Below are 16,577 nucleotides of genomic sequence, written 5' to 3'. Positions count from 1 at the left end.
CTGGTTTTCCGAGACCCCGATGATGGATCCCGTAACCATTGCTGTGGTCCGGCTCATGATGCTTGCCGGACTGGGTACAGCTCTGATTGCGTTCATCTTTCTGGTGGTTGTGAAGGTCAGGGCGATCCTGAGGCGTCGCTAGGCTCGTAGCTGCAACACGCTAGTGGTGATGGCCGCCACCAAATCGCACACGTATCCCGCCATTGACGACAAAGCCGTCTGTATGGGTCCAGGCATCCGTGGTCCAGCGGCCATCGCTGGCTCTGGAGGGCCGCACCAGCGGATCGTACCGGCTCTGACGTATGTCCAGCAGGTTTTCTGCGTTCAGAAACAGGCTGACATGGCCAAGATTGATCTCGCCCAGAATGCCCATCATCACGTAGGGCTTTGAGCGGGTGCGGTAAGGATTGTCCTCCAGCTCCTGTGCGCCGGTGTAATAGGCCTCAAAGCCTATCCGGCCCCGGTCATGATCCTCCCACATCGCAACGAAGCCGGCTGAATGGCGCGGGGTCATAGGCGTTTCGCGCCGCAGGCCGGAAACCGGATCGGTTGAGCGGGCATCGGTGTACATATAGCTGGCCGTGATGACGATATGTCCCTGGCGATAGCGCACCAGCCATTCGCTGCCTTGCGTGAGAGCGGTGCCGGGCGCACTTACAATGCGCTGGCGGGCGGTGCCGTCGGGCAAGGCGGTGCCGGTAGATACAAGTGCCGCTTCGTTGCGAACGCGGGACTGAAAGAAGATCACATTCGTTTCCAGCGCCCCGAAACTGCGGCCTATGTCGAAGGACAGCGTGTCAGCCCGTTCCGCTTCAAGACCAGCAAGAGGTTCAAGCCGCGACAGCCCGGTTTCCTCCACTGACCCCACAAACGGGGTAGGCGCGAAGAAGCCCTGCGCCGCCGAGGCGCGCATCGTCCAGTCACCCGGTCGGTACAGCACGGACACGCGCGGGCTGACAAAGGTGCCGAACTCGCTGTGATGATCCGCGCGTGCACTGGCCGAAAGCGTCAGTTCGGGGCTAACCTCGAAATCATATTGCGCGAAAGCGCCCGGCACCGTGTGCTGGTAGTCGAAAACCGGGAAATCAAACGAGCGGAAATCTTCAGCCTGTACGGCCACGCCGCCTACAAAGGTGTGGGGTCCGCTGATGCGGGTGAGCGAGGCTTCAGCAAAACCAGTCTGATGACGCTCGCTGCCGGTTTCTGTGCCGAAGACCCGGGTGCGTTCCACCTGCATGGCTGAGGCCCGCACCGAGAAATCCATGCCGTCACTCACAGGGAGGGTCAGCGTCAGGCCGGCATCCAGACGTTCGGTATCCATCCCCTGCACGAAGGCCGTGCCATCCGGGACGGTGCGGCCCGGCAAGGTGCCACCGGTGCGCCGTTCGGACATGCCGCCGACGGTTAGCAGTGCCTCGCCGCCATTTGCACCCTGCCAGAAAAGGCGAGGGCGCACGGTATAGCGCTGATAGGCGGGAATGTCCGCCCAGCCCCTTCCATCGAGGTCGCGCCGCTCCTGCCAGTGGCCGCCGCCGGTAAGGGAATAGCTCCAGCTTTCGCTGATCCTACCCGATCCGAAGGCCGTCAGGTCCTGGCCATTCTGGCTGGTTACATTAGCGAGAATTTCGCCTTCGTGATCTTCGCCCGGACGGCGCGAGACGAGATTGATCATCCCGCCGAGCGCCGCAGCGCCATAGAGCGAGGACGCCGCGCCCTTGATAACCTCGACCCGGCCGAGGTCAGTGGGCGGAATCTGCAAAAGCCCGATTGACCCGGTCTGGCCGTAGAGCGGCAGGCCGTCAGCCAGGAGCAGGGTGTAGCGCTCGCTCATGCCCTGAATGCGAATGCCGGAAGAGCCGAGCGCTGCCGAGTTTGCCTGCACCCAGAGACCACCGGTCTCGGAAAGCAGCACCGAGATATTGCCCGGCGACATGATGATCTTTTCCTCGATCTCCTCACGGCCGATCACTTCCACCCGGATGGGTTCATCCTGCACCCGGCGCCGGGTGCGCGTTGCCGTGACGATGATGGTTTCCGGCTCGTCTGCGCCTGCCTCAAGTGTGGCGGCGGAAGCTATAGGCAATGGGCCGCAAGCCAATGCCAGAGCGGCTACGCTTGCCGAGAGAGCAGCGGCGCGGCGATTGAAACGGGTGTCGGTTTGCATGTCGAATGTCCTGCCTTGAAGGATCGCTCCCGGCTTGCCGGAATCAATTCGACATGCAATCTGCAATCTATAGTCACTATAGGTTCAAGGTCGAAATGCAGGAAACCTTTGGTATCGGTGAACTCGCCCGCCGCACGGGCTGCCAGGTTGTAACCATCCGTTATTATGAACAGGCTGGTTTGCTGCCCGAACCCGCACGAACGGCCGGAGGACACCGCGCCTATACGGCCAATCATTTCCGTCGGCTGGATTTCATCAAGCGCGGGCGCAGCCTCGGTTTTCCGCTGGCCGCCATCTCCGGCCTCCTCAGCCTTGTCGAGGATGGAGATGCCACCTGCACCGATATCGACGCGGTCGCCGAGCAGCATCTGAAAGAAGTCCGCGCCAAGATTGCCGATCTGCGCGCCATTGAAGAAAAGCTGGAACGGTCTCTGGCCCAGTGCCGCCACAAGACGCGCAGCGAATGCGCAGTGGCCGAGGTGCTGGTTTCAGCGGAGTAGGGGCTTTTCCGTCAGCACACCGGAACGTTAACCGCGAGACCGCCTTCGGAGGTCTCCTTGTACTTGTCGGCCATGTCGAGTCCGGTCTGGCGCATGGTCTCGATGACCTGATCGAGACGCACCTTGTATTCTGCATTGCCCAGCATGGCCAAGCGGGCCGCATTGATCGCCTTGATGGCGCCAATGGCATTTCTCTCTATGCACGGGATCTGGACTAGCCCGCCCACCGGATCACACGTAAGCCCCAGATTATGCTCCATGCCGATCTCGGCTGCGTTCTCGATCTGCCTGTTTGAACCGCCCAACGCTGCGGCAAGCCCTCCAGCCGCCATCGAGCAGGCAACGCCCACCTCGCCCTGACAGCCAGCTTCAGCGCCGGAAATCGATGCATTGAGCTTGTAAAGCGCGCCGATGGCCGAGGCCGTCAGGAAGAAGCGCACCATCGCATCGTCATCGCCGGGTTTCCTGCAATGCCGGTCAAAATAGCGTGCGACAGCAGGGATGATGCCGGCAGCGCCATTGGTCGGCGCCGTCACGACCCGGCCGCCCGCAGCGTTTTCCTCGTTGACCGCCATGGCCCAGAGATTGACCCACTCCATGGCCGATAGCGGATCGCGTGTGGCCCGGTCCGGGTCTTCTTCCAGCCTGCGCTGCATGGCCGGCGCGCGGCGTTTCACCTTGAGGCCGCCTGGCAGGACGCCGTCTCCGGCAACGCCGCGATCAATGCAGTCCTCCATGGCCTGCCAGATTTCGGTGATGCGGGCGCGCACCTCTTCCTCGCTGCGGAAGGCCGTCTCGTTCGCCATCATGACTTGCGGAATGGTCAGGTTTTCGCGGTCGGCAATGTCGAGAAGCTCGTTACAGCTGTCGAACGGGTAGGGCTCGCCCTCAGGCGCTTCGGCGGCAGAGTTGCGTCCGGCCTCCGCCTCGTCGATCACAAAGCCGCCGCCAATCGAATACCAGAGCTGCTCTGACAGGCTTTCACCGTTCGCGTCGAATGCGGTGAACTTCATGGCGTTGGAATGGAAGGGCAGGCGTATCTTGCCGTCGAGTACGAGGTCACTTTCGCGGTCGAAAGCTATCTCATGGCGGCCGAGCAGCTTTATTGTTCCCGAATTCTCTACCGCTTCGATAATGCCAGGCAGGGTATCGGGGTTGGCGGTCTCCGGCGCTTCACCGGCGAGACCCCAGATCAGTGCCTTGTCGGTTGCGTGGCCTGAGCCTGTAAGTGCCAGCGAGCCATAGGCTTCAGCCTTTACCCGAACAATGGCCGTCAGGCCGTGCTCGGCCTCGACGCGTTCCAGAAACAGGCGCGCAGCCTTCATCGGCCCGACGGTGTGAGAGCTGGAGGGGCCGATACCGATCTTGAAAAGGTCAAAGACGCCGAAATGCATCAGTCGCCGCCAAGACCGCGATCACGGGTGAAGGCATTGAAACAGATGATGGTCTGTGTGTCCTTCACCCCGGCAATCGTCTGCACCTTCTGGTTCACGAATCTGCCGATATCGGCTTCGGACTCCACGGCGAATTGTGCCAGCAGGTCGAACGCGCCTGATACCGAATGCACCTGGCGGGTTTCTTCCAGCGTGTCGACAAGCGCCGAGGCGACATCATAGGTCCGGCCAAGCTCGCACTTGATGAAGATGAAAAACTGACGCATCGGCCTTGTCCTGCCTGGCTAGAGTGTGGTGCGTACGGTCCAGAGCTCCGGAAATAGCCGCAGATTCAGCGCCTTGACGAGGTAGGATACCCCGCCCGAGCCACCTGTCCCGCGCCGGAATCCGATAATGCGCTCTACCGTCTTCATGTGGTTGAAACGCCATTGCTGGAACTTGTGCTCCAGATCAACGAGCTTTTCTGCAAATTCATAGACTTCCCACCAGCGGCCAGTGTCGAGATAGACCTCCCGCCACATCGCCTCCACAGCGTCGTCAGGCTCGTAAGCACCAGACCAGTCCCGGTCGAGCACGTGGCCAGGCAGGGACAGGCCCTGCCTTGCTGCGTACTTGAGGGTTTCGTCATAAAGGCTTGGCATTTCTAGAGCTTTCACGACTGCCTTGTAGGCGTCAGGGTCGGATTGGTGAACCCGTGCCAGTGCGGCGTTCTTGTTGCCCAGCCGGTACTCCAGCATCCGGTACTGAGCTGACTGAAAGCCGGAGCTCTGACCCAGCCGGTCGCGGAATTTCAGGTAATCGGACGGGGTCATCGTGGCGAGCACGGCCCAGGACTGAGTAAGCTGGTCCTGAATTCGCGCGATCCGGGCCAGCATTTTCATGGCTGGCCGGGCCTCATCGGCCTTGAGAAGTTCAATCGCCGCGTCGAGTTCATGCAGGCACAGTTTCAGCCAAAGCTCGCTCGCCTGATGGATGATGATGAACATCATCTCGTCATGTTCGGACGTCAGCGGGTGCTGCGCTCCCAGAATCGTTTCGATGTCCAGATAGCGCCCATAGCTGAGCCCGCCATCCGGCGACCAGTGAATATCTTCGCCTTCGAGATTGACCGAAGTTGGAAAGTGTTCGCTCATGGGTCCGGTCTACAGGCGGCCACGAAGACCGGCAAGGCGTTCGCGCCGAACCGGCACATCGCCAGTCGCTTTCCGTCCCGGTGCGGCGCGTGTAATCATGCTGACCGACACAAGAGGGAGTATCCTGCGTGCATCCCATCTGTTTATTGCGTTCCACGGCACTGGGCGCCGTCCTTGGCCTTGGCAGCCTAGCGGTTGCTGCGTGCAGCCAGCAGGCTGTTCCGGGCGATGAGGCCGCGGAGGAAGCAACCACCGGAATGGCGAGCGTCACCTTTGCCGTTGCCTATCGCGAGCGTGTGGCGCTGGGTCCGGGCGCTGTTGCCGAGGCGCAATTGCTCGCCTTCGAACCGGGGAGTGACCAGCCGGAACTGATCGCGGAAGCACGCGAATCCTTCGACGGACGGCAAGTGCCGCTGGACCTGACAGTGGAATATGACCCGGCGGCAGTGGGCACAGACCGCGAGCTTGCCGTGACGGGCCGGATTGTCGATCCGGATGGCTCGCAGGTCTGGGTAACGCCGGAAGATGCGCGGTTTCCGGCTGGCAGCAATACGGCAGATCTTGGCGTCATCATGCTGATCCGCAGTCACCATGCGGGCACCGAGGCCCATGCCTATGTGTGCGAAGGCGGGGAGGAGTTTCTTGTCCGATACGATTCGCCCGAGCTCTACCTGACCATCGATGAAGTGGCCTACCGGCTGTCTTCGGTCGCGGCCGCATCGGGCGCGCGTTTCGAGGCAACCGGCGAGGAGGGCCCCCGCGTGTTCTGGAGCCGCGGTGCAGGCGCTATGGTCCGCTTCGAGGAAGGCGGTGACTGGGTCGAGTGCGAGACCAGCGCCTACCTGCCAGATCCCGAGGCCGAGACCGTCGAGGCCGAGGAAGAAGAGCCTGCGACACCGCCCGTCTATACCGCTCGCGGTAACGAGCCGGGCTGGACACTCCGCCTGACGAGCGGTGCGGCCGAGTATACCGGTGATTACGGAGAAACGCGGCTTGCAGGACGGGTGAGCGGGCGCGAAGCGCTCAACGACATCACCAACCGGCTGACCATTCAGGAAGACGGGGAATTGCTCTTCTCCATCGAGATCGGTCATGCCATCTGCCAGGACACCATGACGGGCCTGTCCTACCCGGACCAGGTCAGCGTGACCATCGGCAGCGAAACCGTTTCAGGTTGCGGCGGCGACCCTGAAAGCCTGCTGGCCGGAGAGGTCTGGCGGGTTACCCATGTCGACGGGGTGGAAGTGCCTGGACCGCGCGCCGTCACCATGGAGTTTGACGGCGATGGACGCCTTTCGGGCCAGGCGCCCTGCAACCGTTATTCGGCGCCCTACCAGATGACCGGGGAGGGCATCGTGCTGGGCCAGGGTGTTTCGACACGTATGGCCTGTGCGCCTGAATTGATGGAGCTGGAGCAGAGCTTTCTCACCCTCATTCAGGGTTCACTGCCTGCCAGCATTGATGATGAGGGCACGCTCAATCTCGGTGAAGGGCGGATCATCGCTGTACGCGAGTAGCGGCGGGGTTTCGGGAACCGGGCGCGGCTTTGCGGGGTTGATCACGTTCCACTCCGCAAAGAGGTGCTCTCCATGGCTGCAAGTTCAGCGATCTTCGACCGTCTGAAGTCCGATCACGACCGTCATCGCGATTTGCTGGAAAAACTCGGCAATACCAGCGGCGACACTGAGGAGCGGCGCAAGCTCTTTGAAGCCTTCACACGGGAAGTGAAGGCGCACGCCGCTGCCGAGGAGCAGGCGCTCTACTCGACCATGATGCGCAAGCCCGCCACGACGGATGAAACGCGCCATTCGGTAGCAGAGCACCACGAGATCGACGAGGCGCTCAACGACCTTGCGGCCACTGACATGAGTTCGGGCGCGTGGCTGCAGAAGTTCAAGGCGCTCGAACACGACTATCTGCACCATATCGAGGAAGAGGAAGACGACCACTTCCCCGAATTCGCAAAGCTGCTGTCAGCCGATGATGAGCGCCACATGCGCGAGGTCTTCGACCGCCGCAAGCGCGAGGAAAAGGCTGACGCCGAAATCACGCCCGAAAAGGCGGAAGACGCAAAGGAATAGCCGGTTGGGACGGTCCCGCTAACGCTCTGCGCGAATACGCAGGATTTCAGTTTCAGCCGGCCAGAAACCTGAAGCGCCAGCGCGAACGATTGCCTCTAGGCGGGCTTCGGCTGCGTCATTGTCTCCGGCAAGCCGGTCGGCCATGGCGATTGCGAACTGTTCGATCGCGCCCGGAAACGCATCCATCTCCTCACGGGAAATCTCGCCCTTGAAGAAGAGCGCTCCGCGCAGATAGTTCCGGTTCTCGATCAGCGGCAGGCCTGCATGTATCGCGGACAGCGCATCGCGCGCTGCCTCTTCGTCGCCCAGCAGGCTGTGACCGATGAAGAGCCAGTAGGCTATGGCCACGCCCATATCCCCCGTCGGGTCCATCAGGAGAGGCTGGTTTCGGGCTGCTTCCATCCCGGCAACCAGAGACTCAAAATCGCCCACCGCAAAGCTGGTCTGACCGCGATAATAGTGGAGGTTGAAGCGGAACGTGCCGAGTGGAAGGTTGTAGGCGTTTGCAATGCCATCCGGCTCAAAGCTGTCTTCGATGCTGTCCATCAATTCGAGCGCCCGGGTGTAGTCGGCAAGAGCAGCCTCGAACTGCCGGCTGCGAGCCAAATGACGCCCGCGGAAGCGGCGCAGTTTGTAGCTGTCAGGGAAGCGCTCAAGGCCTTGAGTAAACACCTCGACGGCCTCTTCAAACCGGCCAAGGTATCCCAGTCGCCGGCCAAGCCAGATCCAGGAATCCTCACGGTGGGGGGCGAGGTCCAGCGCGGCACGGGCGATCGCGAGGTCAATCTCCAGCTCGCGGCGATACGCGTCACTGAACCCCGGTTCGCTCAAGGGGGTCCCGATCAGGGTCTGGCCGTTCCGCAGGGTCTCTCCTGCCGGTGCCAGCGCCGCGTCACGGTCAGCAATCTGGGCGTGGGCCGGTGCGGTGGCCCAGGCCAATGAGAGGGCTGTCAGGCTGGTGAAGATCGTCTTCATGAGGCTGGCTCCGCTGTCAGGCTTTTGAGCGTGGGGTAAAGGCGCCCTGTGCTGCCGGGGCTGACAACACAGGGCTCCGGGCACGGGAATTACGGAGTTTCGCCCGGATAGAGAGTTGCCCAGTCGGCTTCGGCCTGGATGCGCGCAAAATATGACCAGCCATCGACATTGATCGAGCGGCGGTACCATTCCTTCGCCTCTTCACGATGCCCCTGCAACAGCAGGTAATTGGCAAGCGTGAATGCGGTCGAGGAGGCAGCCGCCGAGGCATCGGAAAAGGCCATGCCGGTATCTTCGTCGCTGAAGAAGGTGTCGAACTCGCGTTCACCTTTGAACAGCTGGATTCCGTCGAAATAGAAATTGCTTTCGATGTTATCGGCGAGGTCCTCGAGCGAGTAGGTGTAATTGTCGAGCAATTCGCGCGCTTCGAAGAAGTCACCGGCACGAGCGAGGGAAATGTATTCCCAATAAACCGCTGCCGTGATGCTGACGGCGTCATTCACGCCCAGCGCTACTTCGTGGGAGCGATTGAACCAGTGTGCGGCCTCAGAATACTGGTTGGACGCGAAATAGGCCTGCCCGAGATGGTAGTAGAGGTAGAACTGAACCACGTCAGGCGTAGACGGGAAGTAGTCCGGGCCGAGGCGCTCTCGCTCCAGCGGCATGTTCTCGTAGAGCGCGGCCGAACGCAGGCCTTCCTCGATGGAAGCCTCGAAATTTCGAAGCGTGAAATAGCGGTGCGCGCGGTGACGGCGCAGCTTGGCGTTGTCCGGGAAGAGCTCGATTGCCGCGTCGTAGACCTCGATCGCTTCACGGAAATAGCCCTGATAGGACAGCAGGCGACCATACCAGGTGGCGGTGTCAGGCGTGATCTCTGCCTGATAGGCCTCGTATGCCTCTTGCGTCGCGCGTTCGAAGGCTCCCGGTTCGGCGAGGTTCATGGTGGCGCTGGAGCGGGTGTAGAGGCGTTCGCCGAACAGCGACTCGGTCTGGTAGCTCTCACCATCGGGGATAGCCTGGGCGCCCGCAGGTGTGCCGGCAAGTGCCAGTGCAGTGGCACCGGCAAGCAGCAGGGTCTTGAAAGTCATGTCATGTCCCTTTCGTCTGGGTTGAAATTCCGGGCTCGTGGTCAGGCTGCGCCAAAGCGCACACCCTGCGCGAGCGGCAGGTCGGTGGAGTAGTTGATCGTGTTGGTTGCGCGGCGCATGTAGGCCTTCCAGGTGTCGGAGCCGGACGCCCGGCCACCGCCGGTTTCCTTCTCGCCGCCAAAGGCGCCGCCAATCTCGGCTCCGCTCGTGCCAATATTGACGTTGGCGATTCCGCAGTCGCTGCCGATGCTGGAGGTGAAGACCTCGGCCTCACGCATGTTGTCGGTGAAGATGGCCGAGGAGAGGCCCTGCGGAACGGCGTTGTTCATCGCGATGGCCTCTTCAATCTCGCTGTAGCGCATCACATAGAGGATCGGACCGAAGGTTTCGGTGTGCACGATCGGCGTCTGCGAGGGCATTTCCACCAGGGCAGGGGCCACATAAGCCGCTTCCGGCCAGGTTTCGCGATGCAGGCGTTGACCGCCATAGACCTTGCCGCCTTGCTCGCGGGCGGTTTTCAGGGCGGCATTGAACATGTCCAGCGCGGGCATGTCGATCAAGGGACCGGCATGATTACCCGGCTCCAGTGGATTGCCGACCCGCAACTGCGCGAAAGCATCCTTCAGTTGGGCGACCAATTCGTCATGAATGCTTTCATGCACAATCAGGCGGCGCATGGACGTGCAACGCTGGCCCGATGTTCCCGCCGCAGAAAAGGTGACGCCTCGCAGCACAAGGTCACGATTGGCAGACGGCGTAACGATAGCTGCATTATTCCCGCCGAGCTCCAGGATCGACCTGCCCAGCCGGCTGGCGACGGTGCTGGAAACGCTGCGCCCCATACGTGTGCTGCCAGTTGCGCTGATCAGGGCCACCCGGGGGTCTGCCGCCAGCTTTGCGCCGACATCACTGCCGCCGGCCAGCATCTGGTGAAGATATGGGGGTGCCTCGGGGAAGTCCTCGCAGGCACGCGCGAACAGGCCTGCGCAAGCATGCGCCGACAGCAGAGCCTTTTCCGATGGCTTCCAGATGGCGCTGTTACCGCAGGTGAGCGCAATCATTGTGCCCCATGACCAGACCGCCACGGGGAAGTTGAAGGCGCTGATCTGGGCGAAAACGCCCAGAGGGTGCCAGCTTTCCGCCATGCGGTGCGAAGGGCGCTCTGTCGCAATGATGAGGCCGTGAAGCTGGCGCGAGAGACCGACGGCGAAATCACAGATGTCTATGACTTCCTGAACTTCGCCGCGCGCCTCCTCAAGGGTCTTTCCGCAATCGAGCGTGACCAGGCAGGACAGTTCCTCCTTGTAGTCCCGGCACAGATTGCCAAATCGGCGGATCAGTTCACCGCGGCGGGGCGCTGGCACTGTGCGCCAAGCCTCGAAGGCGTCCTTTGCCCGTGCGATGGCGGCTGCCGTGGTGGCTTCGTCGTCAGAGTGAATGTAGCCGGCAAGCGAACCGTCAACTGGCGTCAACACGGGCAACCCTGTGTCACCGGAAAGCGGTGATTCGAGCTTCATCGCGGAAAAGGATTTTCCCGCCAAGGCGGCAGCGTCGATCGACTTAGCCGCCTCGTCGGTAGCAAAATGACTCAATGTATCAGGCATAAAGCCCGCCCCAGTTCTGGCTAGTGTGGTTCGGTTGCAGGCGCCGGGGAGGCGTAGCTGGTCGACGACCTGCCTCGATTGGCGCACTCCGTCTTGATTGAAGGTTTCCTATCGGAAAAAAATGTGTGCGTCAAATGCGTAACAGAATGGACTTGGCGTATGGGCTTCACGGTATAAGTTGCATCATTACACACCGGTAAGGCATGGCCGGGTCCGGCCAGCCAGCGGCGCGTTTGCTGCCAACAGAATGAAGAAGTGCGCAGACGGCGCGTGAAAGGCTGAAAGGCGGACCGAACCGCGAACGGGGCGACAGGGAACGAGCAGGGCGAACATGAGCAATACGCAAGATTACCAGAGCATCATCGAGTCCAACCGCGTTCAGCCTCCGGCGCGCCGCAGGGCAGGGGGTATGGCGCTCGGTAAACGGCTAAGGGAGTTGCGAAAGAATCGCGCCTGGACGCTGGAAGAAGCAGCGCAGCGCACGGGCCTTGCCGCGTCGACTCTGTCGAAGATCGAAAACGATCACATGTCTCCCACCTTCGACGTGGTGCAAAAACTTGCGGACGGTTTCGAGATTGATATCACGCGGCTTTTCGATACGGAGACTGGTCTGGAGGCGTCAGGAAGGCGCTCGGTCACGCGCTCTGGCGGCGGCAAGCTGATGGAAACGGCAGTCTATGCCCACCACCTGCTCGCATCCGATCTGATGAACAAGCGCATCCTCCCGTTCCGCTCGGTGATCAAGGCGCGCTCGGTTGATGAGTTCCTCGACTGGCGCGGGCATCAGGGCGAAGAATTCCTGTACGTGCTGGAGGGCGAGGTTCTGTTCCATACGGAGCACTACGCGCCCGAGCATCTGCGCGCCGGCGACAGCATCTATATAGACAGCAATATGCGCCATGCGTGCGTATCGATCAGTCCGGAAGATGCCGTCGTGCTCTGGATCAACACCGCCTGACGCGGGCGCGTAACGTCCCGACCTCTCGGAGTGCGGACCTTTCGGCTAGCGGCTTGATGCCTAGTTCCTGACCACTTGTGCCCAATCGGCGGGCGTAGCCAACTTGCGTCATCTCGTTCGAGATGCTCATATAATTTCTTATCGGAAATTATATGAGGGTCATTGCCATGCCGCTTTCGAGGCGCAGTTTTATCGCATCCGCCGCTCCCGCCGGGCTTCTGGCCCTCGGTACAGCCCCCTCCGCGTTTGCCGGGTTAGGGCAGGTCAGCGGTGCGAATGCCCCCTTTTCCTTCGACGCGATGGGCGAGTTGCGGCTGGAATACGGTGACGATCTGCTGACAGCGATTCGCGCCAGCGGCCTGTCAGCCATCACAGTGACGCTCGGCGATCCACGGAAATATGAAGAGGATGCCTATCAGGACGCTGTGGCGGCTCTGGAAGAATACGACGCCCACATCGATGAAAACCCGCACTGGTTCATAAAGGCGACGCGCGCTGATGATGCGCTTCAGGCTCACCAGGATGGCCGGATTGCGGTGTTCTACCTGTTCCAGAATACAACCCAGTTCGGGCGTGATCTGGACCGTGTGAGCTGGTTTTACGAGCGGGGTCTGCGCTCCGCGCAGATGACCTATAACGATCAGAACTGGGCCGGTTCAGGCTGCTGGGAGCCCAGCGATGGCGGGCTCAGCATGTTCGGGCACATGCTTGTTGAGCGCATGAACGAGGTCGGAATGCTCGTCGATGTCTCGCATGCCGGAATGACGACGATGGCCGATACGGTCGCTGCGTCGGGTGATCCCATCGTCAATTCCCATGCAACATGCCGGGCGCTGAACCCCCATGTCCGCAGCACAACCGACGAAAATCTTCGTGCCGTTGCGGAGGCGGGCGGCGTGACGGGCATGTGCCAGTTGCGCCCCTTTCTCACTGCTTACCGGCGCGGCGCGCTTGATGCCTATTTCGCTCACATTGACCATGCCGTGAATGTCTGCGGGATCGAGCACGTCGCCATAGGCAGCGATCGCGATCACCGGGTTATCGAGATGAGCGAGGAGTATCTGGAATCGCTACGTCGCGAGATGGGCGCCGGCTTCAATGAGGCCGACTGGCCGCTCTTCATCGAGGAACTCAACGGTCCCGGCCGAATGATGGTCATCCGGGAGGGGCTTGTGGAGCGGGGGTATTCCCAAGGCGATGTCGACAGGATCATGGGTGGCAATCTGCTTCGCCTGTACCGCGATGTGATCGGCTGAGTGTCGATTTCGTGACAACGGGGTTGTTCTTCTAGAAAATTTACGATAGGAAATTTTTTAGATGATCGGCTGACAAATCATCCGACATCACTGTCGATGAATGAATCGGGGAATATCATGAAAAAAACATTGCTCGCCCAGGCGGGGATGGTGGCGCTGGCCACCGCGAGCGTTTCGGGTCTCGCACCGGCTGTGATGGCGCAGGAGTCCGGCAACGCTTCACCGCGCGCCGAAGTCGAAATCATTACGGTAACCACCGGTACGCGCCGGCAAGGACGCACCGACACGCAAAGCCTCGTGCCGATTGACGTCATTTCGCCGGACGAGCTGGTATCGACCGGCTATGTCGACGTGAATGATGCGCTGCGTACGTCAGTTCCTGCCTTCAATGTGCAGCGTCTGCCGCTGAATGACGGTTCGTCCTTCGTGCGTCCCGCAACCTTGCGTGCTTCGCCGGCTGACCACGTTCTGCTGCTTCTCAACGGTCACCGCCGCCACCGTTCGTCGGTGGTGCAGATCGGTACGGGTCATGCGACCACGTCCGGTTCGCAAGGCCAGGATTTCAACATGATCCCGCCGATCGCGCTGGGGTCCATCGAGGTTCTGCGTGACGGTGCATCGGCCCAGTACGGTTCGGATGCGATTGCCGGGGTGATCAACCTGACCTTGCGTGATGCCAATGAGGGCGCGAGCTTCATCGGTCATGCGGGTCAGTATTTCGATGGCGGTGATGTGCTGGATGCGCAGGGCAATATCGGCCTGCCGCTGTCCGAGAACGGGTTTATCAACCTGTCCTTCCAGCTGACCGAGGAAAGCGGCACCTATCGTCATGGCCCGCACGTCGGCGCAGAAGCGCTGCGTCAACAAGGTGTTCCCAACGTTCCCGAGCACCCGGTCAATCTGGGTGACCCGGCCTACAGTGCCATCAAGACCTCCTGGAATGCTGGCCTTGATCTGGGTAATGGCATGCAGGCCTATCTCTTCGGCAACGCGGCGATCACCGACAGCGAAGTCGGCTTCTTCTATCGCCAGTCGATTGCGGCTGGTGGTTTGGGACAGCATGCCTCCTACGCCCAGTCTGCGTTCGAGGGCACCCCGGCGCACCCGCAGCAGTTTGATCTCGCTGCGATCTATCCGGGTGGCTATGTACCGATTTTCGGTGGTGAGCAGACGGACTTCTCGACGGTCGTAGGCGTGCGCCGCGAAGAATCGGAAAGCTTTGGCTGGGACCTCTCGGCTCGCTGGGGCCAGAACGAAATCGAATATCGCATCTCTGACACGATCAACGCGTCAATGGGTGTGGATTCCCCCACCAGTTTCCGGCCGGGCAGCCTTGCCCAGCGGGAGTATCAGATCAACGCCGAAGCCTACAAATCGGTTGAGGTGGGACTGGCCAGCGAGCTGTTCTTCTATGGCGGTTTCAGCTACCGCAACGAGGCCTATACGATTGGCGTGGGTGATCCGGCTTCCTATCGTGCCGGTCCGCTTCAGGATCTGCCGGTTGGAGCCAATGGCTTCCAGGGCTTCAGCCCGGATGCCGCCGGCGAGTTCGAGACGGACTCAATCGCTGCCTATCTGGAAGCAGAGGCCGATATCACCGATCGCTGGAGCTTTGCAGCAGCGCTGCGTTTTGAAGACTACGAGGCCTTCGGTGACAATCTCAGCTATAAGCTGGCATCTCGCTATGACCTGACCGACAACTTCGCCATTCGCGGCGCTGTCAGCACAGGTTTCCGCGCTCCGGCAGCCGGCCAGCTGTTCGGCCAGAGCCAGACCTCGCAGCTTGACCAGGGCAATTTCGTTCTCGACGCGGTCCTAGTTCCGGGATCGCCCGAAGCGACCATTTTCGGCTCGACGCCGCTGGTGCCGGAAACCTCGACGAGCATATCTGGTGGTTTCGTCGTGACGGCTGGCGCTCTGTCTGCAACGCTCGACTTCTACCAGATCGACGTGGATGACCGCCTGCTTCTGAACGATGCCATCGCCACGACCCCGGCCCAGCGGGCTCAGCTCGCCGCGCTTGGCTATCCCAACGGGGCAGGGGTGCAGACGGTTCGTTTCTTCCAGAACCGCCTGGATACCCGCGTCCGCGGCTTCGACCTTGTCGCGTCCTACCTGTTTGACTGGAATAACGGCCAGACAACCAATGTCAGCCTGGCGACCAACTATAACGAACAGATCCTGCGTTCCGACCCGACCGGGATATTCAATCCCGCCAAGGTGCAGGAATTCGAACGCGGTACGCCGCGCTGGCGCTCGAACCTGACGCTTACCCACACGGTTGGTGATTTCGAGATGATGGGCCGGGCCGTCTATTACGGCTCCTGGCGTCGTCTGGACGGTGCGACGAACTTCCTGCCGCGCGAAGCCGAGATTCTTTACGATGCGGAAGTGCGCTATCGCGGCTTTGAAAGCGTCACCGTCACGCTTGGCGGACGCAATCTGGGCAACACCTATCCGCCGGGCCGGGGTCCGGGCCTGGATGCCTTCGGCATGATCTATGACAACCACTCCGTCTTCGGAACCAGTGGCGGCTACTACTATCTTGGCCTCAGCTACGATTTCTGATTTCGGACCAGATCCGGATGGCGGGGCGCCCCAATCGCCCGGTCATCTGGATCAGCTGGATTCTCTGTGGCCCTTTGGCGTTCTTGCGAGCGTCCATGGGCAGCAAAGAACGGGGCCTTGGTCCCGAACCTGACCTGATCCCCTTTAGGTCAAGGCAAAAGAAGAAGGCCTGCACACCCGTGCAGGCCTTTTTTTGTTGGCTCGGCATTTCTGCCGCCGTCAGGCGAGGTGGCCTTCAAAGAATTCGGTCAGCCGATCAAACGGTATCCGGTCCATCCGGTCGTAAAGGTCAACGTGATCGGCACCTTCGATAATCAGTAGCTCCTTCGGTTCGGCGGCTGCCGCAAAAGCGTCCTCGCTGAAATAGCGCGAATGAGCTTCAGATCCGGCAATCAGAAGCACCGGGCGCGGCGATATCTCGGTGATATAGCTCAGCAGAGGCATGTTCATGAAGGAGAGCGGGTTGGTCACCGTCCAGCCGCCATTCGAGTTCAAGGACCGCGGGTGATAGCCGCGCTCGGTCTTGTAATAGTTGTGGTACATCGCGATGACCGGATTATCGATACCGTCGAGGGCATCCGGCAGGCCACCATCAAGGGCGGGGCTGCCTGACGCCGCATCGCTCCAGCGCTGAAGACTCAATTGTTCGAGTGCGTTAGCGCGCTGATCAACGGTCATGGTGTCGTAGTAGCCATTCGCCATGACTCGGGACATGTCGTACATGCTGGTGGTGGCCACCGCCTTGAAGCGCTGGTCGGCAGCGACGGCATTAAGCGCCATGCCACCGAACCCGCAAATGCCGATGAGACCGATCCGATTACGATCCACACGCTCGTGCAAACCAAGAAAATCGACG

14 protein-coding genes are annotated in these 16,577 nt (G+C 61.0%); 6 read left to right on the top strand and 8 right to left on the bottom strand.

The features are described 5' to 3' along the window. Positions 1-160: 160 nt before the first annotated feature. Positions 161-2,164: a TonB-dependent receptor plug domain-containing protein gene (locus ACTS2Z_RS01620; protein WP_442571489.1), complete on the bottom strand. Its 2,004-nt coding sequence runs from the start codon at positions 2,162-2,164 to the stop codon at positions 161-163. Positions 2,165-2,217: 53 nt separating this feature from the next. Between ACTS2Z_RS01620 and ACTS2Z_RS01615 the strand changes: the two genes are divergently transcribed. Further along, positions 2,218-2,664 carry a MerR family transcriptional regulator gene (locus ACTS2Z_RS01615; RefSeq protein WP_442571488.1) on the top strand — a complete coding sequence of 149 codons (447 nt, stop codon included), beginning with the start codon at positions 2,218-2,220 and terminating at the stop codon, positions 2,662-2,664. Positions 2,665-2,675: 11 nt separating this feature from the next. On the opposite strand, the gene ACTS2Z_RS01610 is transcribed toward ACTS2Z_RS01615, so the two are convergent. Genes ACTS2Z_RS01610 through ACTS2Z_RS01600 form a run of 3 tightly spaced genes read right to left on the bottom strand, consistent with a single transcriptional unit; the run spans position 2,676 to position 5,191 of the window. Further along, positions 2,676-4,058 (bottom strand): L-serine ammonia-lyase, encoded by a 1,383-nt coding sequence (locus ACTS2Z_RS01610; protein WP_442571487.1) that lies wholly within the window; start codon positions 4,056-4,058, stop codon positions 2,676-2,678. After that, on the bottom strand, positions 4,058-4,324 hold the full coding sequence (locus ACTS2Z_RS01605; RefSeq protein WP_442571486.1) for an Lrp/AsnC ligand binding domain-containing protein: 267 nt from the start codon (positions 4,322-4,324) through the stop codon (positions 4,058-4,060). Before ACTS2Z_RS01605 ends, ACTS2Z_RS01610 begins: the two co-directional genes overlap by 1 nt. 18 nt (positions 4,325-4,342) lie before the next feature. Further along, positions 4,343-5,191, bottom strand: coding sequence for a tryptophan 2,3-dioxygenase (locus tag ACTS2Z_RS01600; protein ID WP_442571485.1), 849 nt, complete (start codon positions 5,189-5,191; stop codon positions 4,343-4,345). Positions 5,192-5,448: 257 nt separating this feature from the next. Here ACTS2Z_RS01600 and ACTS2Z_RS01595 point away from each other — a divergent pair, with 257 nt between their 5' ends. Beyond that, positions 5,449-6,708, top strand: coding sequence for an META domain-containing protein (locus tag ACTS2Z_RS01595; RefSeq protein WP_442571484.1), 1,260 nt, complete (start codon positions 5,449-5,451; stop codon positions 6,706-6,708). A gap of 72 nt (positions 6,709-6,780) precedes the next feature. Continuing rightward, a complete protein-coding gene (locus ACTS2Z_RS01590; RefSeq protein ID WP_442571483.1) occupies positions 6,781-7,272 on the top strand; it encodes a hemerythrin domain-containing protein in 492 nt (163 codons plus the stop codon). 18 nt (positions 7,273-7,290) lie between these two features. On the opposite strand, the gene ACTS2Z_RS01585 is transcribed toward ACTS2Z_RS01590, so the two are convergent. The 3 genes from ACTS2Z_RS01585 to amaB form a co-directional block, all read right to left on the bottom strand. After that, the gene (locus ACTS2Z_RS01585; RefSeq protein ID WP_442571482.1) at positions 7,291-8,247 is read right to left on the bottom strand and encodes a tetratricopeptide repeat protein; all 957 of its coding nucleotides are present in this window, start codon (positions 8,245-8,247) and stop codon (positions 7,291-7,293) included. An 89-nt stretch (positions 8,248-8,336) separates the two neighbouring features. Continuing rightward, positions 8,337-9,335, bottom strand: coding sequence for a tetratricopeptide repeat protein (locus ACTS2Z_RS01580; protein ID WP_442571481.1), 999 nt, complete (start codon positions 9,333-9,335; stop codon positions 8,337-8,339). A 41-nt stretch (positions 9,336-9,376) separates the two neighbouring features. Continuing rightward, on the bottom strand, positions 9,377-10,852 hold the full coding sequence (gene amaB, locus ACTS2Z_RS01575; protein ID WP_442571490.1) for an L-piperidine-6-carboxylate dehydrogenase: 1,476 nt from the start codon (positions 10,850-10,852) through the stop codon (positions 9,377-9,379). A gap of 418 nt (positions 10,853-11,270) precedes the next feature. Between amaB and ACTS2Z_RS01570 the strand changes: the two genes are divergently transcribed. The 3 genes from ACTS2Z_RS01570 to ACTS2Z_RS01560 all read left to right on the top strand — a co-directional run bounded on the left by ACTS2Z_RS01570 (position 11,271) and on the right by ACTS2Z_RS01560 (position 15,721). Then, positions 11,271-11,897, top strand: coding sequence for a helix-turn-helix domain-containing protein (locus tag ACTS2Z_RS01570; protein ID WP_442571480.1), 627 nt, complete (start codon positions 11,271-11,273; stop codon positions 11,895-11,897). Positions 11,898-12,064: 167 nt separating this feature from the next. After that, entirely contained in the window at positions 12,065-13,153 is a 1,089-nt protein-coding gene (locus ACTS2Z_RS01565) for a dipeptidase (RefSeq protein WP_442571479.1), read from the top strand. Positions 13,154-13,270: 117 nt separating this feature from the next. Beyond that, a complete protein-coding gene (locus ACTS2Z_RS01560; protein ID WP_442571478.1) occupies positions 13,271-15,721 on the top strand; it encodes a TonB-dependent receptor plug domain-containing protein in 2,451 nt (816 codons plus the stop codon). Between the two features lie 219 nt (positions 15,722-15,940). Here ACTS2Z_RS01560 and ACTS2Z_RS01555 read toward each other — a convergent pair. Beyond that, the coding region (locus tag ACTS2Z_RS01555) for an alpha/beta hydrolase (RefSeq protein ID WP_442571477.1) at positions 15,941-16,577 on the bottom strand (637 nt) is incomplete at its 5' end.

Origin of the sequence: Glycocaulis sp., from assembly GCF_052168375.1 — a bacterium.
Taxonomy (GTDB): Bacteria; Pseudomonadota; Alphaproteobacteria; order Caulobacterales; family Maricaulaceae; genus Glycocaulis.
The sequence above is the reverse complement of the archived record's forward strand: the minus strand, read 5'-3'. Positions and strand labels throughout refer to the sequence as shown.